Annotated in this window: 14 protein-coding genes; 5 read left to right on the forward strand and 9 right to left on the reverse strand. The window is 30.2% G+C overall.

From position 1 onward, the window contains the following. Positions 1 to 250: 250 nt before the first annotated feature. Together LPC16_RS01425 and LPC16_RS01430 are read left to right on the forward strand one after the other, a co-directional pair. Positions 251 to 1,732 carry a helicase C-terminal domain-containing protein gene (locus LPC16_RS01425; RefSeq protein WP_040054456.1) on the forward strand — a complete coding sequence of 494 codons (1,482 nt, stop codon included), beginning with the start codon at positions 251 to 253 and terminating at the stop codon, positions 1,730 to 1,732. Positions 1,733 to 1,802: 70 nt separating this feature from the next. Continuing rightward, on the forward strand, positions 1,803 to 3,185 hold the full coding sequence (locus tag LPC16_RS01430) for a 2-succinylbenzoate--CoA ligase (protein WP_229637473.1): 1,383 nt from the start codon (positions 1,803 to 1,805) through the stop codon (positions 3,183 to 3,185). A gap of 52 nt (positions 3,186 to 3,237) precedes the next feature. On the opposite strand, the gene LPC16_RS01435 is transcribed toward LPC16_RS01430, so the two are convergent. From LPC16_RS01435 to LPC16_RS01460, 6 genes are all read right to left on the reverse strand, one after another. Beyond that, a complete protein-coding gene (locus LPC16_RS01435) occupies positions 3,238 to 3,537 on the reverse strand; it encodes a ferredoxin (RefSeq protein ID WP_040054455.1) in 300 nt (99 codons plus the stop codon). 267 nt (positions 3,538 to 3,804) lie between these two features. Continuing rightward, positions 3,805 to 6,249, reverse strand: a complete 2,445-nt coding sequence (locus LPC16_RS01440) for a GH116 family glycosyl hydrolase (protein ID WP_229637474.1) — start codon at positions 6,247 to 6,249, stop codon at positions 3,805 to 3,807. A 237-nt stretch (positions 6,250 to 6,486) separates the two neighbouring features. Then, a complete protein-coding gene (locus tag LPC16_RS01445; RefSeq protein ID WP_229637694.1) occupies positions 6,487 to 7,500 on the reverse strand; it encodes a hemolysin family protein in 1,014 nt (337 codons plus the stop codon). A gap of 123 nt (positions 7,501 to 7,623) precedes the next feature. Beyond that, on the reverse strand, positions 7,624 to 7,764 hold the full coding sequence (locus LPC16_RS01450; RefSeq protein ID WP_040054454.1) for a hypothetical protein: 141 nt from the start codon (positions 7,762 to 7,764) through the stop codon (positions 7,624 to 7,626). A gap of 462 nt (positions 7,765 to 8,226) precedes the next feature. After that, complete coding sequence (gene rpmF / locus LPC16_RS01455; RefSeq protein WP_040054453.1) at positions 8,227 to 8,403, reverse strand: 50S ribosomal protein L32; 177 nt, start codon at positions 8,401 to 8,403, stop codon at positions 8,227 to 8,229. Between the two features lie 337 nt (positions 8,404 to 8,740). Next, entirely contained in the window at positions 8,741 to 10,369 is a 1,629-nt protein-coding gene (locus tag LPC16_RS01460) for an ArnT family glycosyltransferase (RefSeq protein WP_229637475.1), read from the reverse strand. 405 nt (positions 10,370 to 10,774) lie between these two features. Between LPC16_RS01460 and petG the strand changes: the two genes are divergently transcribed. Together petG and LPC16_RS01470 are read left to right on the forward strand one after the other, a co-directional pair. Continuing rightward, positions 10,775 to 10,891: a cytochrome b6-f complex subunit V gene (petG, locus tag LPC16_RS01465; RefSeq protein ID WP_071813731.1), complete on the forward strand. Its 117-nt coding sequence runs from the start codon at positions 10,775 to 10,777 to the stop codon at positions 10,889 to 10,891. A gap of 102 nt (positions 10,892 to 10,993) precedes the next feature. Further along, positions 10,994 to 12,472, forward strand: coding sequence for a BCD family MFS transporter (locus LPC16_RS01470; protein ID WP_229637476.1), 1,479 nt, complete (start codon positions 10,994 to 10,996; stop codon positions 12,470 to 12,472). 242 nt (positions 12,473 to 12,714) lie between these two features. Here LPC16_RS01470 and LPC16_RS01475 read toward each other — a convergent pair whose 3' ends face one another. From LPC16_RS01475 to LPC16_RS01485, 3 genes are all read right to left on the reverse strand, one after another. After that, a complete protein-coding gene (locus LPC16_RS01475; RefSeq protein ID WP_229637477.1) occupies positions 12,715 to 14,178 on the reverse strand; it encodes a site-2 protease family protein in 1,464 nt (487 codons plus the stop codon). A gap of 61 nt (positions 14,179 to 14,239) precedes the next feature. Further along, positions 14,240 to 15,169, reverse strand: coding sequence for an N-acetylmuramic acid 6-phosphate etherase (gene murQ / locus LPC16_RS01480; protein ID WP_229637478.1), 930 nt, complete (start codon positions 15,167 to 15,169; stop codon positions 14,240 to 14,242). Between the two features lie 6 nt (positions 15,170 to 15,175). After that, positions 15,176 to 15,568 carry a DUF3110 domain-containing protein gene (locus LPC16_RS01485; RefSeq protein WP_229637479.1) on the reverse strand — a complete coding sequence of 131 codons (393 nt, stop codon included), beginning with the start codon at positions 15,566 to 15,568 and terminating at the stop codon, positions 15,176 to 15,178. Between the two features lie 783 nt (positions 15,569 to 16,351). Between LPC16_RS01485 and LPC16_RS01490 the strand changes: the two genes are divergently transcribed. Continuing rightward, entirely contained in the window at positions 16,352 to 17,065 is a 714-nt protein-coding gene (locus LPC16_RS01490) for a COP23 domain-containing protein (protein WP_040054448.1), read from the forward strand. Positions 17,066 to 17,272 lie beyond the last annotated feature (207 nt).

Raw genomic sequence — 17,272 nt, forward strand, 5'->3', positions numbered from 1 at the left:
CTGATAAAATTTTTTATAATATGAAACAGTTAAGTAATAGTTTTCATCTTTTGATGTTTTTAATGACTTAATAAATGGTAATTTTAATAGTCCTGATAGTTATTGATCCTAAAATTTTCTACAGGAGGTTAATCTGAACTTTTTTCTATTATTAAACTAAAAGATGTAATCTTATAAAAATAATTTTATTAATTTAATAGTAATAATCACTATCAAATTAATATGTCCCTGATTTTTTAGGTCATTATTTATGAAATCGCTTGAAGCAGAAGTTCATACGTCTCTAAAAGAATTTTTAAAACAATATCGGAAACCTTTTTGGATTCATAATTTAACAATGGCTCGATTGGTTTCGTATGTTCTACGCCTTCATCGTTCTGCTATTATTCAAACTAGTAGTTCTATTTCTTATTATGGTTTAAGTTATTTATTGCCATCTTTATTGTTCAATAAACCAATCTTACTGGTTGCGCCCTTAAGTACTCAACATAGATTAAAAAGACAAGCAATACCTTATCTACAACAATGGTTAAAACAACAAAATATTATTTTCAATGGAACATGTAAAAAAGAACTAAATAGCTTTCAAGGACTACTAATTGTATCTCCATATATCTGGTTACATAATTATTTTAGAAAACGAAAATACTTACTTACAGATGCCTTAACTTTAGTTGATAAAGCTGATTATTTAGAACAATGGGCAAGAGATTATCTAACAGTAACTATTACACCAAGAAACTGGGAAGAATTACAAGATAATTATTCATACTTTAATACTTTGATTTATAAAGTTAAATCTTTTCTTGAATATTCTATTTTTAATTATCCTGATAATCCTTATCAACAGTATCTATTAAGTTTAGAAGAAAAAAAAAGTCTACGAACTCTTTGTAAAACTATTCCTCAAGATAATTTTTTAAATCTTGTTGAAAAAAAGATTTTAGATAATAATTACTTTTTATGGGCATCGGTAAATCGTAAAAGCAAAACCTTTTTGATTCATCTGAGTCCTCTTGATCTTTCCTCCATTTTGGCTCCATTATTTAATAGTTCTACCACAATTTTTATTGGAAAAATTCTAGATCATAATAAATCTGCTTTTACATACAAAAAAAATATTGGCATTAAAGAAAAACTTTTGTGCTTAAAGCTTTCTCAACATCGACTAGATAGCATGGTCGATTTGCATATTTATGATCGCTTACCAATGCCTAATACATCAATTTTCCAGGAAACCTTAACATCGTATATAAGAAAAATTATTTATGCCGGTCATTATCAGTTAAAACCTATTTTTATTCTTATTGATGACATTTCTCTTAAGAAAAAGGTTGCAATTTCTTTATCTTCAGAACTTGGTTCAAATATAAAAATAGAAAAGATCAAAATCCAAAGTAATCATATATTAATTAGTAATTGGAAGTTTTGGAAAAATAATCAAGATAAGCTACCAGTACCTAAATTGTTAATTATTTCAACTTTACCGTTTCCATCTTTAGAAAATCCTTTGGTCTCCTCAAAAGTTAATTATCATAAAAAACGATATAAAGATTGGTTTTATTCTTATCTTTTACCGACTGCTTTACAGGAAATGCAACGTTCACTTATCTCACTTAGAGAATCTCAAGGAACGATTACTTTATTAGATAATAGGATTAGCTATCGTAGCTATGGCAAAAGGCTTTTAGCTGCCCTTAAACCATATGTTAAAATCAGTTATATGAAGTAGAAGTTATTAGATAATTAAATATGTTCGCCTTTTGTTTATACTGTATCTTGCACTATTAGGAGATAACTTCTTGTCAGAAATTTTAAAAACTCTCGTATATAGATCACAAGAAAACTGGATAATAAGTCATAATTCTGAGAACTTTTATAAAATTACCAAAATTTATATAGATAGGTTTATAACAATAAAGAAAAATCAGAATAGTCCTAGAATTATCCTAATTCAAAATCAAGATAATCATATTAATTTTCTATCTGCATTTTTAGCAGCAATCATTACAAATTGTCATATTTTTTTATGTAGTAAAGAATGGCAAAGTAAAGAATGGATGGAAGTTTTAAATTTAATAGAACCACATCTTATACTAGGAAACAATTATTTAATTAATAATTATCCTGATCATTCATACTGTAAAGTTAAAGTTCACAATTTTTATTTACCTAAAAGTAACTTGATCATGATTCCAACAGGTGGAACGTCAGGAAATATACGTTTTACAATTCATACATGGGATACTTTATCTTCTTCAGTACGTGGTTTTGCAAAATTTTTTGAGTTGGAAAAAATTAATACTTTTTGCATATTACCCTTTTATCATGTCAGTGGGTTAATGCAATTTGTTCGTTCTTTCCTAGTTGGAGGACAAATTACTATATACTCTTATGATGAATTAAAAAACAATTTTATTCCGTCTCCTAACAAAAAAAATACTTTTATTTCGTTGGTTCCTACTCAATTCAAATTTTTACTAATAAATAATCTTCATTTTCTACGCAAATTTGCAACTATACTGTTAGGAGGAGGACCTTCTTGGGATTATTTATTAAAAGAAGCTCGAAAATATAAACTGAATTTATCACCAACTTATGGTATGACTGAAACAGCATCTCAGGTTGTTACTTTAAAGCCTCAAGATTTTTTAAAAGGTAACAATAGTCTTGGACAAGTTTTGCCTCATGTGAAAGTTAATATCAAGAGGGAAGACAGAACAGTTCAAATTAAGGCAGATTCATTATTCTATGGATATTATCCTAACTATATTCAGCAACAAAATTTTATTACTGATGATTTAGGATACTTTGATAATAAAAAGTATTTATATGTAATTGGAAGAAATAGTCAGAAAATCATTACAGGTGGAGAAAACGTTTTCCCATTAGAAATTGAAAACACTATCCTAAAAACTGAATTAGTGAACGATGTTTGTGTACTAGGTATTAATAATACCTTCTGGGGAGAAATTTTAGTGGCAGTATACGTTCCTAAAAATGATGATATTGATACCGAAAATATCAAACATTTAATTAAGCTAAATTTAAGTGCTTATAAACAGCCTAAACATTGGATACGAATTAAATGCTTACCATATAGTGAACAGGGCAAATTAAATTATCAACTACTAAAAAAAATAGCTAAGAAACATATCTCCAATAAATTAATGCAGGGACTTTAAGAGTAGTTCCCTGCATTAATTGATGCACTAACAATTTTAAATATAATTAAAATTAATAAAGTGTTTCTTCTTGGTGAGTCATGATAACGCAATCGGATGTAGGATAAGCAACACAAGTAAGAACAAACCCTGCTTCTATTTGATCATCATCTAGAAAAGATTGATCAGATTGGTCAACACTTCCTGAAATCAATTTACCGGCACAAGTGGAACAAGCACCTGCTCTACAAGAAAAAGGAATTTCCAAGCCTTCTTCTTCAGCTACGTCTAGAATATATTCATCTTCTGGAACTTCCAGGGTAGAATTAATTCCTTCATCTTCATTAGTCAAAGTTACTTTATAAGTTGCCATGATTGTCTCCTCTTCTCAAGTGAAGAATATTTTATCTTGACAATAAAATTCAAATATATGAACTTTACTGATAAATATCTACTACCTTTGATACTAAGGGAAAAAACTCTCAAGTATAAGGAGGGATTAGTAATGAGATTCTCAAAGAAACTTCAAATAAGTTTTACTTATGTTTCCTCTTAAGTAAAAAATCAATATTTACTACAAATATTTCGTAAGTTATATTTGTAGTAAATATTCGATTTAAATTCAATGCATAAGATAAACTCAGTCTGTTAAGCTTGAAACTTTGTTAAGGGAGGTTGTTTCCTGAAGTTGATAATATACACTCCATATCGCCATAGCACGCAAATAATGGGATGCCCTAAAGGTTCCTGCTGGTGTAATTGCTTCAGGTGTTCGAAACTGAAGTCCATTTGAATATATTTGTTCGACTATAACTTTTGCTAATTTTAAAGCCTGATTTTTCATTCCCATTTGTATCAAGAAAGCTGATAATCCAAAATTTATTCCTATCCAAACTTCTTGAGGATGAGTAGACTTAGGATTCTCTGGTGTACCATCAGGTTTTACACCGTTAGCAGCTCCATACTTTCCATCATGAAAATTTAAAAAGCAAGCTTCATAAATTTTTGACAAAGCTAATGTTATGTAGGAAGCATCTACTACATCAGGTAACTTTAGTAAACGTGCGTAAAATTGACCACAAAGCTGATCCGTCATGACTGTATCAGAACCACTTTTACTATCTAATTGATAGTACTCTCCATTCCACAAGGTGTGATGGTAAACCAAGCGAGATTTCCTTAACCAATCTTCATATTTAGTAAGACATTTGTGTATGGAAACTAAAGAATTTTGCGATTCTAAATGAGGATTATTTCTAATATTTTCTAGCAAAATTTTTCCTATCTTGATTGCAGCTTCCAAAGCAGTAATCCATAAAGCCCCACAATAAGAACTGACTCCGTGTAATTCCCAATCATCAAAAGTCTGGTCAGGTGCTCCTGAGTTCTCTGGAATACCATCATTATCTAAGTCAAACTTCTTAAGATAATCTAATGTTTCAACTACAGCTGGCCAGCATTCCCATAAAAATTTAATATCTTGAGAATTCGTTAACAAAAAATCTCTATAAACTTGTAAAACAAAATCGCTACCTAAATCTTTCCACAGATTACAGTCTTGATAACTGGTATAATTTGTTTTCTCCCAGGGATGTTCATTCGGTGCACCCAAGTCATGAGCAACTGCACCTTTGACTTTTCTGACTGCAAGAGACTTGTTGTAACCAATAAGTCTTAGAGTATCATCACTTTGAAAAATTGATTTTGCAAATGCTTTGATAACTGCTTTCTCTAGACATGGCCATAACATTAATAGTCCAAATGATCCGTATAATCTGACATCTAAACTTTCATACCAACGATAATCTATACACTCCAAAACTCCAAATTTACCAACTGGATAATCTTGAGAGGATGTTGTCCAAATAGTTCCGCCATCAGTCAATAAATATAGTTCGTTAAATAAAGACATCTTAAACCAATTTGGTAAATCCTTATCTTTTAAAATAGGCAATTGAGATTGAATAATTTGCTCTCGCCATATATCTAAAGATTTTAATCCAGTTTCTGCTATCATCCATGCGTTTTTGCCATCATATCCAAAAAAGTCAGTGTAACGTCTATAATACTTATTTCCTAGGGAAAATTCTGTTATAGGTAAATCCCAGGCTATAGTAAAAGGTATTTTTTTCACTTCTCCAGGTTTAAGCGTAAATCTAACTGCCATAGCAGCAGCAATCTGTTCATCTGAATTAGCTGCAGTTGCGTCTAGTGTATTTGGCAATTTCCCATTCATAGAAAAATGGTTCCAAACTTCAGAGCCATCTCCACAAGGATTCCATTTACCTAAATAAAAAAATTCTAGATCAGAATTGTTGGCAGTAGTAAAACAAATTTGTCCTTCGCCCTCATTTATAGAATTATTCGATCGCAGACGATCCAGGATAAAACCAGACTGGTAACTATCTTGTTTCCAGTCATTGAAGTTCCCTTCACTAGAACCACATTTTGGTAAATATTCATATTCAGGACTACCATCATCCCTGACTTTAATCTTTGGAATCTTAATTGAATTTGTAAACCACCCTATCATATTCTGCCAAGTCAACATAATACTCAAGGTAATAGAGTGATTGGTAGGATTAACTACACTCCATTCGAAAATACCTATAGGATAGCTAGTTTCTCGATAATTATTAGGGACTATAGGTGAAAACTGTTCACAGGTTATTTCTGCGTCAAATATTCCTTCATACTTATACCAACTACGAGGATATAGTGCATGATAAGTTCCCTTGTTCTCTGGATACCAATCCCATTTATATAAGGTTCTATCTTCCGGCTTTTTTGTTGATAGTGCATAGGTTTTAGTTTCTCCATCTTTAGATTTTTCAAAAATACTGAATTGACAAGATGAGATAGTTTTAAAGATGTGTTCTCCACCATCTAAGTGCCATAAGTTAAAATCTCCAGCAGAAGAACGTCCAATACAACCTGCTCCAAAGCCTCCTAGTGGCATTCCGTGCCAGGGACCATCATCTAGATTACTAGAATATCTTACAGTATATGGATTATCCCAATCTTGGCCAATGGAACGTTGCCAAGTACAAGAAGGAATATTATTATTGAAGGATGAAGTCTCCATAGTTTTATATGATAAAAATGTTTTAAAAATTTAAAAAGTATATTGTTTGTATCTAACTAATATAAAAACTTTTAGTAAATGCAGTAAGTTAAACTGAATATTAATTAAATAATGAAGCGTACTTAAACTTATTAATATTTTGTTGTTTACGTTAAAACTAATTCATGTCATAGCTATTGAATTTATCTAAAAGGTAAGTAAAATCGCTATAGATAATTAAATTAATCGATTAATAGTTTAAAAAGCAAAATTATTTCTGCTTGAGAACTTTGGATAAGCGTGAGGAGAATCACTTTCATCATATATTTCTCCAACTAATTCTTCCAAGATGTCTTCTAAAGTTACTAATCCTACTGTTCCACCATATTCATCAACTACTATAGCAATATGAAATCTTTTCTGTAACATCTCTTTTAATAAACTAGGAGCTCTCTTCGTTTCAGGAACATAAACAGGGCTATCCATAGCTTCTGTTACTTTAGTTTCTTTAGAGGAGGAATTTAAAATTTGTAAAGCTTTTTTCAAGTGGACAATCCCTACAATGTGGTCTTTAGATTCTCCTTGAATAGGAATTCTAGAATAGCCTGTTTCCAAAGATAAATTAACTAGCTGTTGTAAATTTTCTTGATGAGAAATAGTTATCATTTCTAAACGAGATTTGACAACATCTTTTGCCATTAATTGATCTAGCATCAGTGCTTTATTAAGTAGTTGATGTTTATACAGATCAAGCTTGCCTTTCCCTTCCAGAATTTCTATCATTACTTGGAGATCATCTAAAGACTCTCCTGATGGTGCGCTCTTTTCTGATGTCCCATGAAAAATTTGTATTGTTTTCTGGGTTATCTTTTCAAAAATTTGTACAATCCCTAAAAAAGATAATAACTGAGATAATAAAAATATTGGACGAATACACCAGCGAAAAAAAGCTCGGGGATTTAAAATAGCTAAAGATTTTGGCGTAATTTCACCAAAAATTAAAACTATCGTTGTAACCATTGCAGTAGCAATCCCTAAACCAGCACTACCTAACCACATTGCGAATAAATTACTTGTTAAAATTGCCAAAAAATTATTAACTAAGTTATTGCCAATTAACAAACTGGTAATAAAACGCCTACGGTTTTTTAGAGCTAAACGATATAAATTGGAAGAATCACCTTGTTTTTCGATTAATCCTCGTAATTTTAGATTATCAAATGTTGTAATTGCTGTTTCAGAGCCTGAAAAAAAAGCAGACAACAATAACATTAAAGAAATAACAGTTAGATCTAGCCAAACCTCCCCTAATAAAGGACCTGGTTTGACTAGGGTAAGAAGATTAATATTCTGGTTTAACAAAATTGTAATATTTCTAGAGAGATCCTCAAAAAACTAATGAATAACGTAAGCGTTATTCATTGCCCAAATAATTAACGCACTGATAAAACCAAGTACCAGAAAAGCTGAAACAGCTACAACGATGGGATTATCTGCCCCATCAAATTTCATAAGACCACGATTTAAGTCTGACATATAGATTAACCTTCTAATAATTAATATAAACTAGCTAATAATTAATATAAACTAAATTAGCACGTATTAGCGGCATAGGTTAACTATACTTTAACTATTGAAAAAAATTGCGAAGTGCCTATATGGATATACATATTTTCTATTTACGAATGTTGCGATACAGTTAAGAAAAGCTAGAAAATTATTAAATTTAGAAATGTGAGGATTAGTTTTTCACATGTAAATAGTTAAATAAGCTACTAAATCTTGCGGACTCTAATATTCTAAGAAACATTGTTAGATGATCTTAATTAACTTTAGCCAGTTTGTTAAAAAAATTAACTTATACTTGGTTGAATTACATTAATAAAATAATAATAGGAATATCTTATTTAGTTCACCAATGACTATTCCACGTCAGCAAAACTTTCATCAATTTTTTTCAATTTTTTTGCTAAAGGTATTGCTGACGTACTAATCAAATTACTCTTCTTCTTCAGTTTCTTCATCTTTCGGGTAGATAAAGCTATTAGAACGGCCTGAAAGAACCGATTTTCCTAAAGATAATGCTTTAGCAGCTTGTATAGCTGCTGTACGTTTCCAATGCGCTTTACGATGATCTCGTTTAGAATTAGAAGTTTTTTTCTTGGGAACTGCCATTAGATTTGACTATAAATTAGTAAACAGCTTATCTATTTTACTGTACATTAAAGTTTATTAGCTACTTTGACAATCAATTACGTAGAAATTCCTTTTATAAGTCAATAAGTAAAAGTGCTCAGAATTATTCAGTTAGTTTCAATTGTAAAATAGACTATTGTTGAACAATATATAGTTAATGGCAATTTAATTAGAAAGTTGAAGATTGAGAAATATTATCTAGCAGTTTTTTCATCTAAATTTTTAGCATATAACAAAAAAAACGATTTGTTAACCAATCTACATGTAAAGTATTGATTGATAATATAATAGTATTACTTTCGTTGATTATATGTATTTATCTAATCGAATATTCTGATGCCTCGTATGGTCTTAATAAGGATTTTGCTTGATAAAAATAGAAAGTTTCAACTACTACTCCTCCTCGTTTTATATCAACTTTACCAATCTCACTCATTTCTTCAAAGAAAGAACGGAATTCATTAGTTAAATCAGGCATTTCATGAAATCTTTTTAATGTAATATAAAGAGCATTTTTCTTTACTAATTGATTCATATCTGTCCAAAAAATAAAACCTCGTCTATCATAGCTAAAGCAAGTGACAGGAATGGGATGTAAAGGTCTTAAAGCAAGATCAATTAGGCCACTTAAGTAGTAAGCATTTGTAAATATGAAATCATTATTGTGCAAAGCATTTAATAATAAAGGTGAATGAGAAACACCCTTTCTTAGTTGTTTTATATCGATAAGTTCTGTAGAAGGATCAGCTTTAGAACTCAAGAATCCTCCTAAAATACTATATTTACTTTCCTTCAGAAGAAATCCTGTATTTATATGGACTAATATAAATAGTAAGCAACAACTAATTAAAACTATGTTGATTTTTAACCATCTTCCTATTACTTTCTTGGAATTATTTTGCCACTTCTCAATATAAAAACCCAACAATAATATTAACCCCCAGAATCCGGGCATTGGCCAAGTTGCTAGAATTTGTTCTTTTCCTGCTAAGATGTTTAAACCTAGTATTAAAGGTAAAGATATCCAGAGTATAAATAATTTCTTTTTCCATAAATATTTTTCATCTTCTGTCTCAGTTTTGTTATTTATAAATACAAATAGTTTAGTAAATATTGTTTTTACAGTCACCCACCATAAGGGAATACTAATAGTTGGAAACAATAACCCAAGATTAGTTAAAAATACAGTTATGGTATTCAATATGTTATAAGGTTTAGATACAGGTGAAAATCTTCCAAAAAGCTGAAACTTTAGTGATATCCAATCGTGTTGATAATTCCAAAATATCAACGGGAACAATGCTGTGATGAAAAAAGTAAATCCAAGTAGGCACCAACCAGAAAATATGGCACGGCGATAAGTTTGGTTGCATAGACAAAATGTAAATAGACAAAAGCCTAATACAAAACCATGATATTTACTTAAGCATGTTAATCCAATTAAAATTCCTAAAACGCTTAAGCGGTAAGTAGGACGATAGTTTGTATTTTTTTTAGGAAAGAATTCACAAGTAGAGCAATATATGGAAGCAGACCAAAAAAATATTAAAGGACTATCAGGTAGTGTTATTGTCCCAAAACCAATTTGAAAAATTGGAACAATTGAAGCAATAATTAGGGTTATCTTAGCTACTCTCCAACTAAACAACTTCATACTAGTCATATACAGTAGAAAAAGGCTCCCTGTATATAAAAGTAACGTTCCAATCCGAAGAGTGAATGGAGAAGTAATACCCGTAAACCAAATACCAAAACCAGTTGTTAAAGCCACAAAGATAGGATGATCGAAAAAGCTCCAATCTAAGTTTCGAGTGTATAGATAATAATATCCTTCGTCATAACCAGGCAATAACCAAAAAGCAATGATTGAACGAAAAAATAAGCCAAAAAGTAAAATATAGAAAATTGACAACTGATTGTTTGAAGAAATATTTTTTTTATACAAAATATAAATCAATAAATATTTTATTAATTATCTAGATTAGACAGTGTAACATCCTTTATATTATTTCTGTAAATCTTCACTTTCAAAAGTTTTTGGGAAATAAATATTTATATCATGGTATTAATAGCTTGTACTTTAAGTCTCTCTTAATATCACTATGAATAAGTAAAAACACTATTAAAGCAATTTAATCAATTAAATATTATTTTCTTCTTTAAAAATAGGATTTACTACTAAAAATATATTGAAGGTACATTTTTATAAACTGTATAACATGACAGTTTTATGTAAACTATTAATACTAAGACATAACTTCATTATAAAAAATGTTCTAATATCTTAGATTTTAGGAATGTTTTCCAGTACGATGGAATAAATATATCTATCTAGTTCAGGGAAAATATTATGATTGAACCCCTACTCATGGGCATTGTATTAGGACTTATTCCAATCACTTTATCTGGATTGTTTGTCTCTGCATATTTACAATATAAGCGTAGCAACCAACTTAACTTGGACTAAGTTTCTATGTAATTAAATGGAACCCTATCATGAATGATAGGGTTCCATAATACGATTTTAATCATGTTCTACTGATTAGGTTCAGGTTAAATATATAAATAAATGTCTACTAAAAATAATCTCCAAACTTCAAGTTCTCAGTCTATAAAATTGTTACCTAAAATCGGATTACTAACAATGTTCCGATTGGGTTTATTTCAAATGGGTTTAGGAATTATGTCTTTACTGACCTTAGGCGTTATAAACCGAGTCATGATTGATGAGTTAAAAGTTATTCCTTGGGTTGCGGCTGTAGCAATTGCTATGTATCAATTTGTGAGTCCTGCAAAAATTTGGTTTGGACAAATGTCAGATTCAAAACCGATAAAAGGATATCATAGAACAGTCTATATATGGATTGGAGCAGCCTTTTTTACAAGTCTTTCTTATCTAGCACTTCAGGTAGCCTGGAAACTTGGTCAAAGTATACAGAATATAGGTTGGGAATGGAGGACTGATATATGGGCTATTGTATTAGGGTTGGTTTTTGCTTGTTATGGATTAGCTCTTAGTATGAGTTCAACTCCCTTCGCTGCATTATTAGTTGATATCTCTGATGATGATAACAGATCTCAACTAATAGGTATAGTATGGTCAATGTTAATGATAGGTATTGTAATCGGGGCAATTATAAGCTCACAATTACTAAATACTCCTGAAATTTGTGGACCTAGCATTATGACATATAACTCAAGCCAAGGTTCTAAGATAGTTGATATAAGTGTTTTAAAAAATACTGTTAATCCTGTCTTCGTTTTAATGCCAATGATTGTTTTAGGACTATGTTTGATATCTACATGGGGAATAGAGTCAAATTATTCCAGATTCTCTACACGTTCAAATCATAGTCAGAGAGAGGATCAAATTACTCTAAAAGAATCTCTAAAAGTTTTAACAGCAAGTCGTCAAACTTTTGTTTTTTTCAGCTTTATACTCATATTGACCCTCAGCTTATTTATGCAAGATGCTGTTATGGAACCTTATGGAGGTGAAGTGTTTGGAATGTGTATTTCTGAAACAACACAGTTAAATGCTTTTTTTGGAATGGGTACTCTTTTTGGTATAGGATTAACAGGTTTTTTAATATTGCCAAAATTAGGTAAGAAACAAACTACTAAGATAGGTTGTATATTCTCAATAATATGCTTTACTCTGATTATTTTCTCTGGTGTTATGGAGAGTCAAAATTTATTAAAGTTTGGACTACTCCTGTTAGGATTGGCGTCAGGGACAATTACAGCAGGGGCAACTAGCTTAATGTTAGATTTAACAGTTGCAGAAACTGCAGGTACTTTTATAGGAGCTTGGGGATTATCTCAAGCAATGGCTAGAGGCTTTTCAACTGTATTAGGTGGAGTTATTTTGTATATTGGGAAGTCAATATTTTCTACTCCAGTTTTCTCTTACAGTCTTGTATTTTTAATGCAAAGTATAGGTATGTTGTTTGCCATTAATGTTTTAAAGTATGTCAGTGTAAAAGAATTTCAAAATGATGCAAAATCGGCAATTTCTGTTGTTATGGAAGGAGATCTAGAAGGTTAATTCAGTACCTTAATTAAAAATATTATACGTGGTAAAAAAATAAGAAAGTTATCTATAATTTTTTATGGCTCACAATATACTCGATAGCCTTCACAACAAAACTATTATTTTATCTAAATATTAAAATTTTTCTAAAAGCGACATCTTTAAAAAATTGAACTACTGTAAATTTAATAAAAGTAAAGCACTTATACTTCAATATTTGACTTTACTATTTTTTAAACATACTATGAAATTTAATTTTATCCTCCTATACCTATTTTCACTGCTAACAGAGGATTTAGAGGTATTAATACTAATAACACTATCAGCATTGATGCTAAAGCACATATCGCACGAATATCATTAGGCTCGGTTAATTCATTAAGGCTCGGTTTCCCGATATCTCTTTGTAAAAATAAGATAACCATAATCCAATATAAAGGTATGAGATTATTAGGATTAAATATAGTTATAATTCCCAATATTATTAAAGTAATAACAGTAGATTTTTTTGCGGTATCCCTTCCATAAATGGCCTGAATAATTCTTCCGCCATCTAATTGACCTGCAGGCATTAAATTTAATGCAGTAATTACTAATCCTAACCATCCAACAATCACTAAAGGATTAATAGAAATGATTGAATTTTGTAACTGTTCGCCTAAGATAACTTTCGCTAAAATACCAATCAAAATTGATTTCTGAAATGATTGAGTAGTTATCTGAAGTAAGCTACCAGAATGCGATAGAGTCAATCCTGATATTAGAAATAAAATAGAAAGAATTCCACCAAAGACTGGTCCAGCTAAAGATATGTCAAACAGAGTTTTTCTATTTGGGATTAGAGATTCAAAGCGAGTAATTGCACCAAAAGAACTAAATTCCCAAATGGGTAAAAAAAATGGCCAACTTAGTTTAATACCATAAAAATTAGCCACTAGATAATGGCCAACTTCATGAAAAACTAAAATCATCCATAGAGCTAAAGTAATTGGAATTATTTCTTGATATCGATTCCAATTATTAAAAATATCAAAGCCAAGTAAATTACTGGTTTTCTCTAAGCTAGTGACAATAGTTGCTAAAAAAAGCACTATAGCTAGGTTTTTTTGCAAAATAGTCATCGATTTAGAATCATTAATATTAGGAAGTACTATAACTACTGGTTTTTCTTCAGTTCCCTCTACTAAGAATAAACAGTATTTTCCACTAAATTGTGTTTGTAATTTGTTAGAAAGAAGTTTGTGTGTTGTATCAGAATCACCTCTCAAATTTCCTTTGAAAATTACACCACCTTCATATGGAACGGCCTCTGTTGAAAAAAAAGTATCAATACTAAATATACTTTTAATAGTTTGAATATCTTGATCAGGAATTGAAGAAATATCTATAGTCTCATTGCTATGAGTGTCTACTTTCAGTGAATCATCATTCTCCAATTTTTTTTCTTTTTTTCTCTTAATTAGTCTACTTAAATATATATAAATTAAGAGGGAAGATAATGGAAGTAGGAAAGTGTTAACAAAACTGAACTGAACTCCAAATAATAAGAAACTAAGGATAACTATACAAGGAAGTATTAGGTCAATTGATCGCAGCCAAGAGAAAAACCTTACTTCTCTAGTTTCTCTAGAAGAATTAATCCGATTGTTTATTAAAATGAAAAGTCCTATTGTTACCGTAAGAACAAAAAAGACTAACTCTCTTTCAGATAAAGTGAACATATTTTTTTATTCTTCTATAATTATTTCAATGAAAATAAAGGAAGCAATATACTCAATCTTCCTACTCATTTATTTTTAACTTATTAAAATAACTAAGTGCAGATTTTAGATTACCTTGATAAAGATCTAAAAGACTTTGACCATCTTTTGATGTAATTCCTGTCCAATAACGTAATAGTGCTAATTTTACTTGTTTATTACTATCCTCTAATAATAAAATTGCATCCTGACGGCTTAAATTAGTTAATTCTTGTAAGATACGCAATGCACGATCATAAAGTTTTAAATTTGTTATTGCTACATCAATCATTCGATTTTCGTAGACTTTTCCTAACTTTACCATGACTCCAGTTGATATAATATTTAAAGCCATCTTGGTTGCTGTTCCTGCTTTTAAGCGAGTAGAACCTGCCAATATCTCAGGGCCTGTTAATAATCGAATATTGATGTCAACACTGATTGGAACTTGTTCTATTGGAACACAACTAATAGCAATTGTAGTTGATAATTTTTTTCTTGCAGCATTTAAAGCTCCATGAACAAAAGGAGTTGTTCCCCCAGCACTAATTCCTATAACTACATCTTTATCTGTTATTTCCTTTTGAAGAATTTCTTTTTCTCCATCTTGAAAGCTATCTTCTAAATCTTCTGAACTTCTTGTTAGAGAAGAATTTCCACCTGCTATGATACCCTGTACTAATTCTGGACTAGTACAAAAAGTTGGGGGACATTCTACTGCATCTAAGACTCCTAATCTTCCGCTTGTTCCTGCTCCAATATAGAATAATTTTCCTCCATCTTTTAGTGCTTGGCTAATAACTTCAATAGATTTGGCTAATTCTAGCCGTGCTTTATTAATAGCCTCAATTGTATTGATGTCTTCTTCATTAAAAAGATCTACTAGCTCAATAGAAGTCAGTTGGTCTAAATTTTTACTTTTAGGATTAATCTGTTCAGTTAAAAGATATCCTCTTTCTCTTATATTGTTCATACCGATTTATAGTAGTCCTTCTAATTGACGACGAATTGTATCCAGTTGTTCAGTAGACATTTGTACTTCATCTGTATTTTTCTTAGTAGTCTCTTGAAAATCTTTTTCATTCTTCCACGAAAACTTTTCTACATTTTTTTCAGGTGGAATAGCGAGCTCTTCATTTGAGATGATTTCCCAATCATAATCAGCTTGTTTACAAAATTCTTTTATTTCATCTGAATCAAAAGATTCAATTGTTGGTACCGGAAAATCTTGGGCCTCTAGAAGTAAAGAATAGCGCATGGCATCATCTTCAGACTCAAACATTAGTATTTTATTACGATCACCTATTTGTACTGTATGAATAGCCTCATTCTCAGTACGAACATTAAAAAGCAAAGCATATATTTTACTCATTGTTTTTTTCCTTAACTGTATAGCAACGATATTATTTAGATAATAATTTAAAAACTTTTAACTAATATTTAGTTATATGGTATGCATATCAATAACAATATAAATTAACTTATAAATAATAATTTGTTGTATCGCAACCTAATCTAATTTTATTGTAGTCTGTATTAAGTTAGTTATGTACATTGTGATTTTTTGAAAGTTCTCAGCTGAAATAATAAATATTTATGCATTAAAAGTTTAAAAGTCCTATTCTTTAAGGAAGAAATCTAGCTCCCTTTTAGTCAAAGACTGATAGTAATAAAATAAGCCATTTTGATAGGATTTTATATCTTTCAAACTAGTGTGAAATGATAACAATGTTGATAAACTCCCGTAGTTCAATATTTCATGCTTTTGAATACTGATGTAATTAAATCATTTTGTACTAGATTATTTGTTATGAACCTAAAATATTTATAATCTAATAAATATTTGTAAGATCTAAAAAATAATTAACAGATTACTTATATGTGTTTAAGATAAATTTACTTTTTTGTAAAAATAATTTATTAGTAACTCTTATAATTATAAAATAATAATATAATTGTTAACTTTGAACAGATTTAACAAGTGACTATAGGTATAGTAGTAAATAAGTTAAATAGGCACAGAGAACAATTTGAAAGCCATTAAGTGTGGTGTGAGGTAGTTAAAGTCCCTTGAACTAATTCAGTTTAGGGCAAATTACACAAAATATAGCAGTTTATTTCTAAGCACTGCTCCTTACACTTTTTGGAGATCAAAATGGTTAATATTTCAACAAAGTTTATCGCTTTCGGTACATTAGTTACTGTTGGTATGTTTAGTTCAGTTCCCGAAGTACAAGCTCAACATTTTAAGTACCCAGAAACTAGAATGGTTGGTGAAGGATCTCCTTCTACAGTTGAATGGAGTAGTAATCCTGGCCCTCGTGCTTTTGAACGCAAAGTTCAAAAAGTAGCTTTTGAATGTATTCCTCAAGCTGATGGATCCTATATTACTGAAGAAAAAGTAGTAGAGATTACATTTAATCCTGCTCAATATCCTGTTTATGTAGAAAATGATCTTTCTACTCAGTATGTTGCTTTTGGGGAGCTGACTGGAATGCCTATGATTCAATGGACAGAGAATCGTCCTTCTAGTCATAAAGATGGACTTTATACACCTGAAAGTAGATGCCAAACTGTTAGTGCACGTTTAACGAATCTCGCTTATTCTTTTGGTGCCACTACACCTGTTGAAGTTGCTCAAGAATTCAATAGTAGAATGAATGTCGGTAAAGTTAATGGAGAACGGGTAATCTTCATTTCTAACAAACCCCAAAAAGCTGCTACTGAGAATGTAGTTTTTACACTAAAACCTGAAAATGGAAATACGTTTGCTGCTTCACAAAGAGCTCTTGCTCAATTTCAAAACTCCATATCAGGAAGTATTGGTGGTTCAGGAAACCCTGGTGAACTACCTCCTATCGTAGAGTAGTTTTTTTGATAAAAACAAGATTTGTAAATATCATTTTCTTTTTTATTATCTAGAGAGTTTGTAAAAAAATAACTCTCTAGTTTTTTAAATATAAAAAACTTAGAATAAATACTCTTAAATAATATTAATTAGGTATAAATACAATACTTTATTTATAAGTGTCAATTAAAATGATTTTTAATTGACACTATTCATATAGAAAATTTT

The sequence above is a fragment of the cyanobacterium endosymbiont of Braarudosphaera bigelowii genome (assembly GCF_020885515.1).
GTDB classification, from domain to species: domain Bacteria; phylum Cyanobacteriota; class Cyanobacteriia; order Cyanobacteriales; family Microcystaceae; genus Atelocyanobacterium; species Atelocyanobacterium thalassa_A.

Excerpts from the sequence above, each read along its gene's own strand:
- LPC16_RS01435 (WP_040054455.1), bottom strand. The coding sequence starts at position 3,537 with ATGGCAACTTATAAAGTAACTTTGACTAATGAAGATGAAGGAATTAAT.
- LPC16_RS01445 (WP_229637694.1), bottom strand. The coding sequence starts at position 7,500 with ATGTTATTGTTGTCTGCTTTTTTTTCAGGCTCTGAAACAGCAATTACA.
- LPC16_RS01475 (WP_229637477.1), bottom strand. The coding sequence starts at position 14,178 with ATGTTCACTTTATCTGAAAGAGAGTTAGTCTTTTTTGTTCTTACGGTA.
- LPC16_RS01450 (WP_040054454.1), bottom strand. The coding sequence starts at position 7,764 with ATGTCAGACTTAAATCGTGGTCTTATGAAATTTGATGGGGCAGATAAT.
- LPC16_RS01440 (WP_229637474.1), bottom strand. The coding sequence starts at position 6,249 with ATGGAGACTTCATCCTTCAATAATAATATTCCTTCTTGTACTTGGCAA.
- LPC16_RS01425 (WP_040054456.1), top strand. The coding sequence starts at position 251 with ATGAAATCGCTTGAAGCAGAAGTTCATACGTCTCTAAAAGAATTTTTA.
- LPC16_RS01490 (WP_040054448.1), top strand. The coding sequence starts at position 16,352 with ATGGTTAATATTTCAACAAAGTTTATCGCTTTCGGTACATTAGTTACT.
- murQ (WP_229637478.1), bottom strand. The coding sequence starts at position 15,169 with ATGAACAATATAAGAGAAAGAGGATATCTTTTAACTGAACAGATTAAT.
- LPC16_RS01470 (WP_229637476.1), top strand. The coding sequence starts at position 10,994 with ATGTCTACTAAAAATAATCTCCAAACTTCAAGTTCTCAGTCTATAAAA.
- LPC16_RS01485 (WP_229637479.1), bottom strand. The coding sequence starts at position 15,568 with ATGAGTAAAATATATGCTTTGCTTTTTAATGTTCGTACTGAGAATGAG.
- petG (WP_071813731.1), top strand. The coding sequence starts at position 10,775 with ATGATTGAACCCCTACTCATGGGCATTGTATTAGGACTTATTCCAATC.
- rpmF (WP_040054453.1), bottom strand. The coding sequence starts at position 8,403 with ATGGCAGTTCCCAAGAAAAAAACTTCTAATTCTAAACGAGATCATCGT.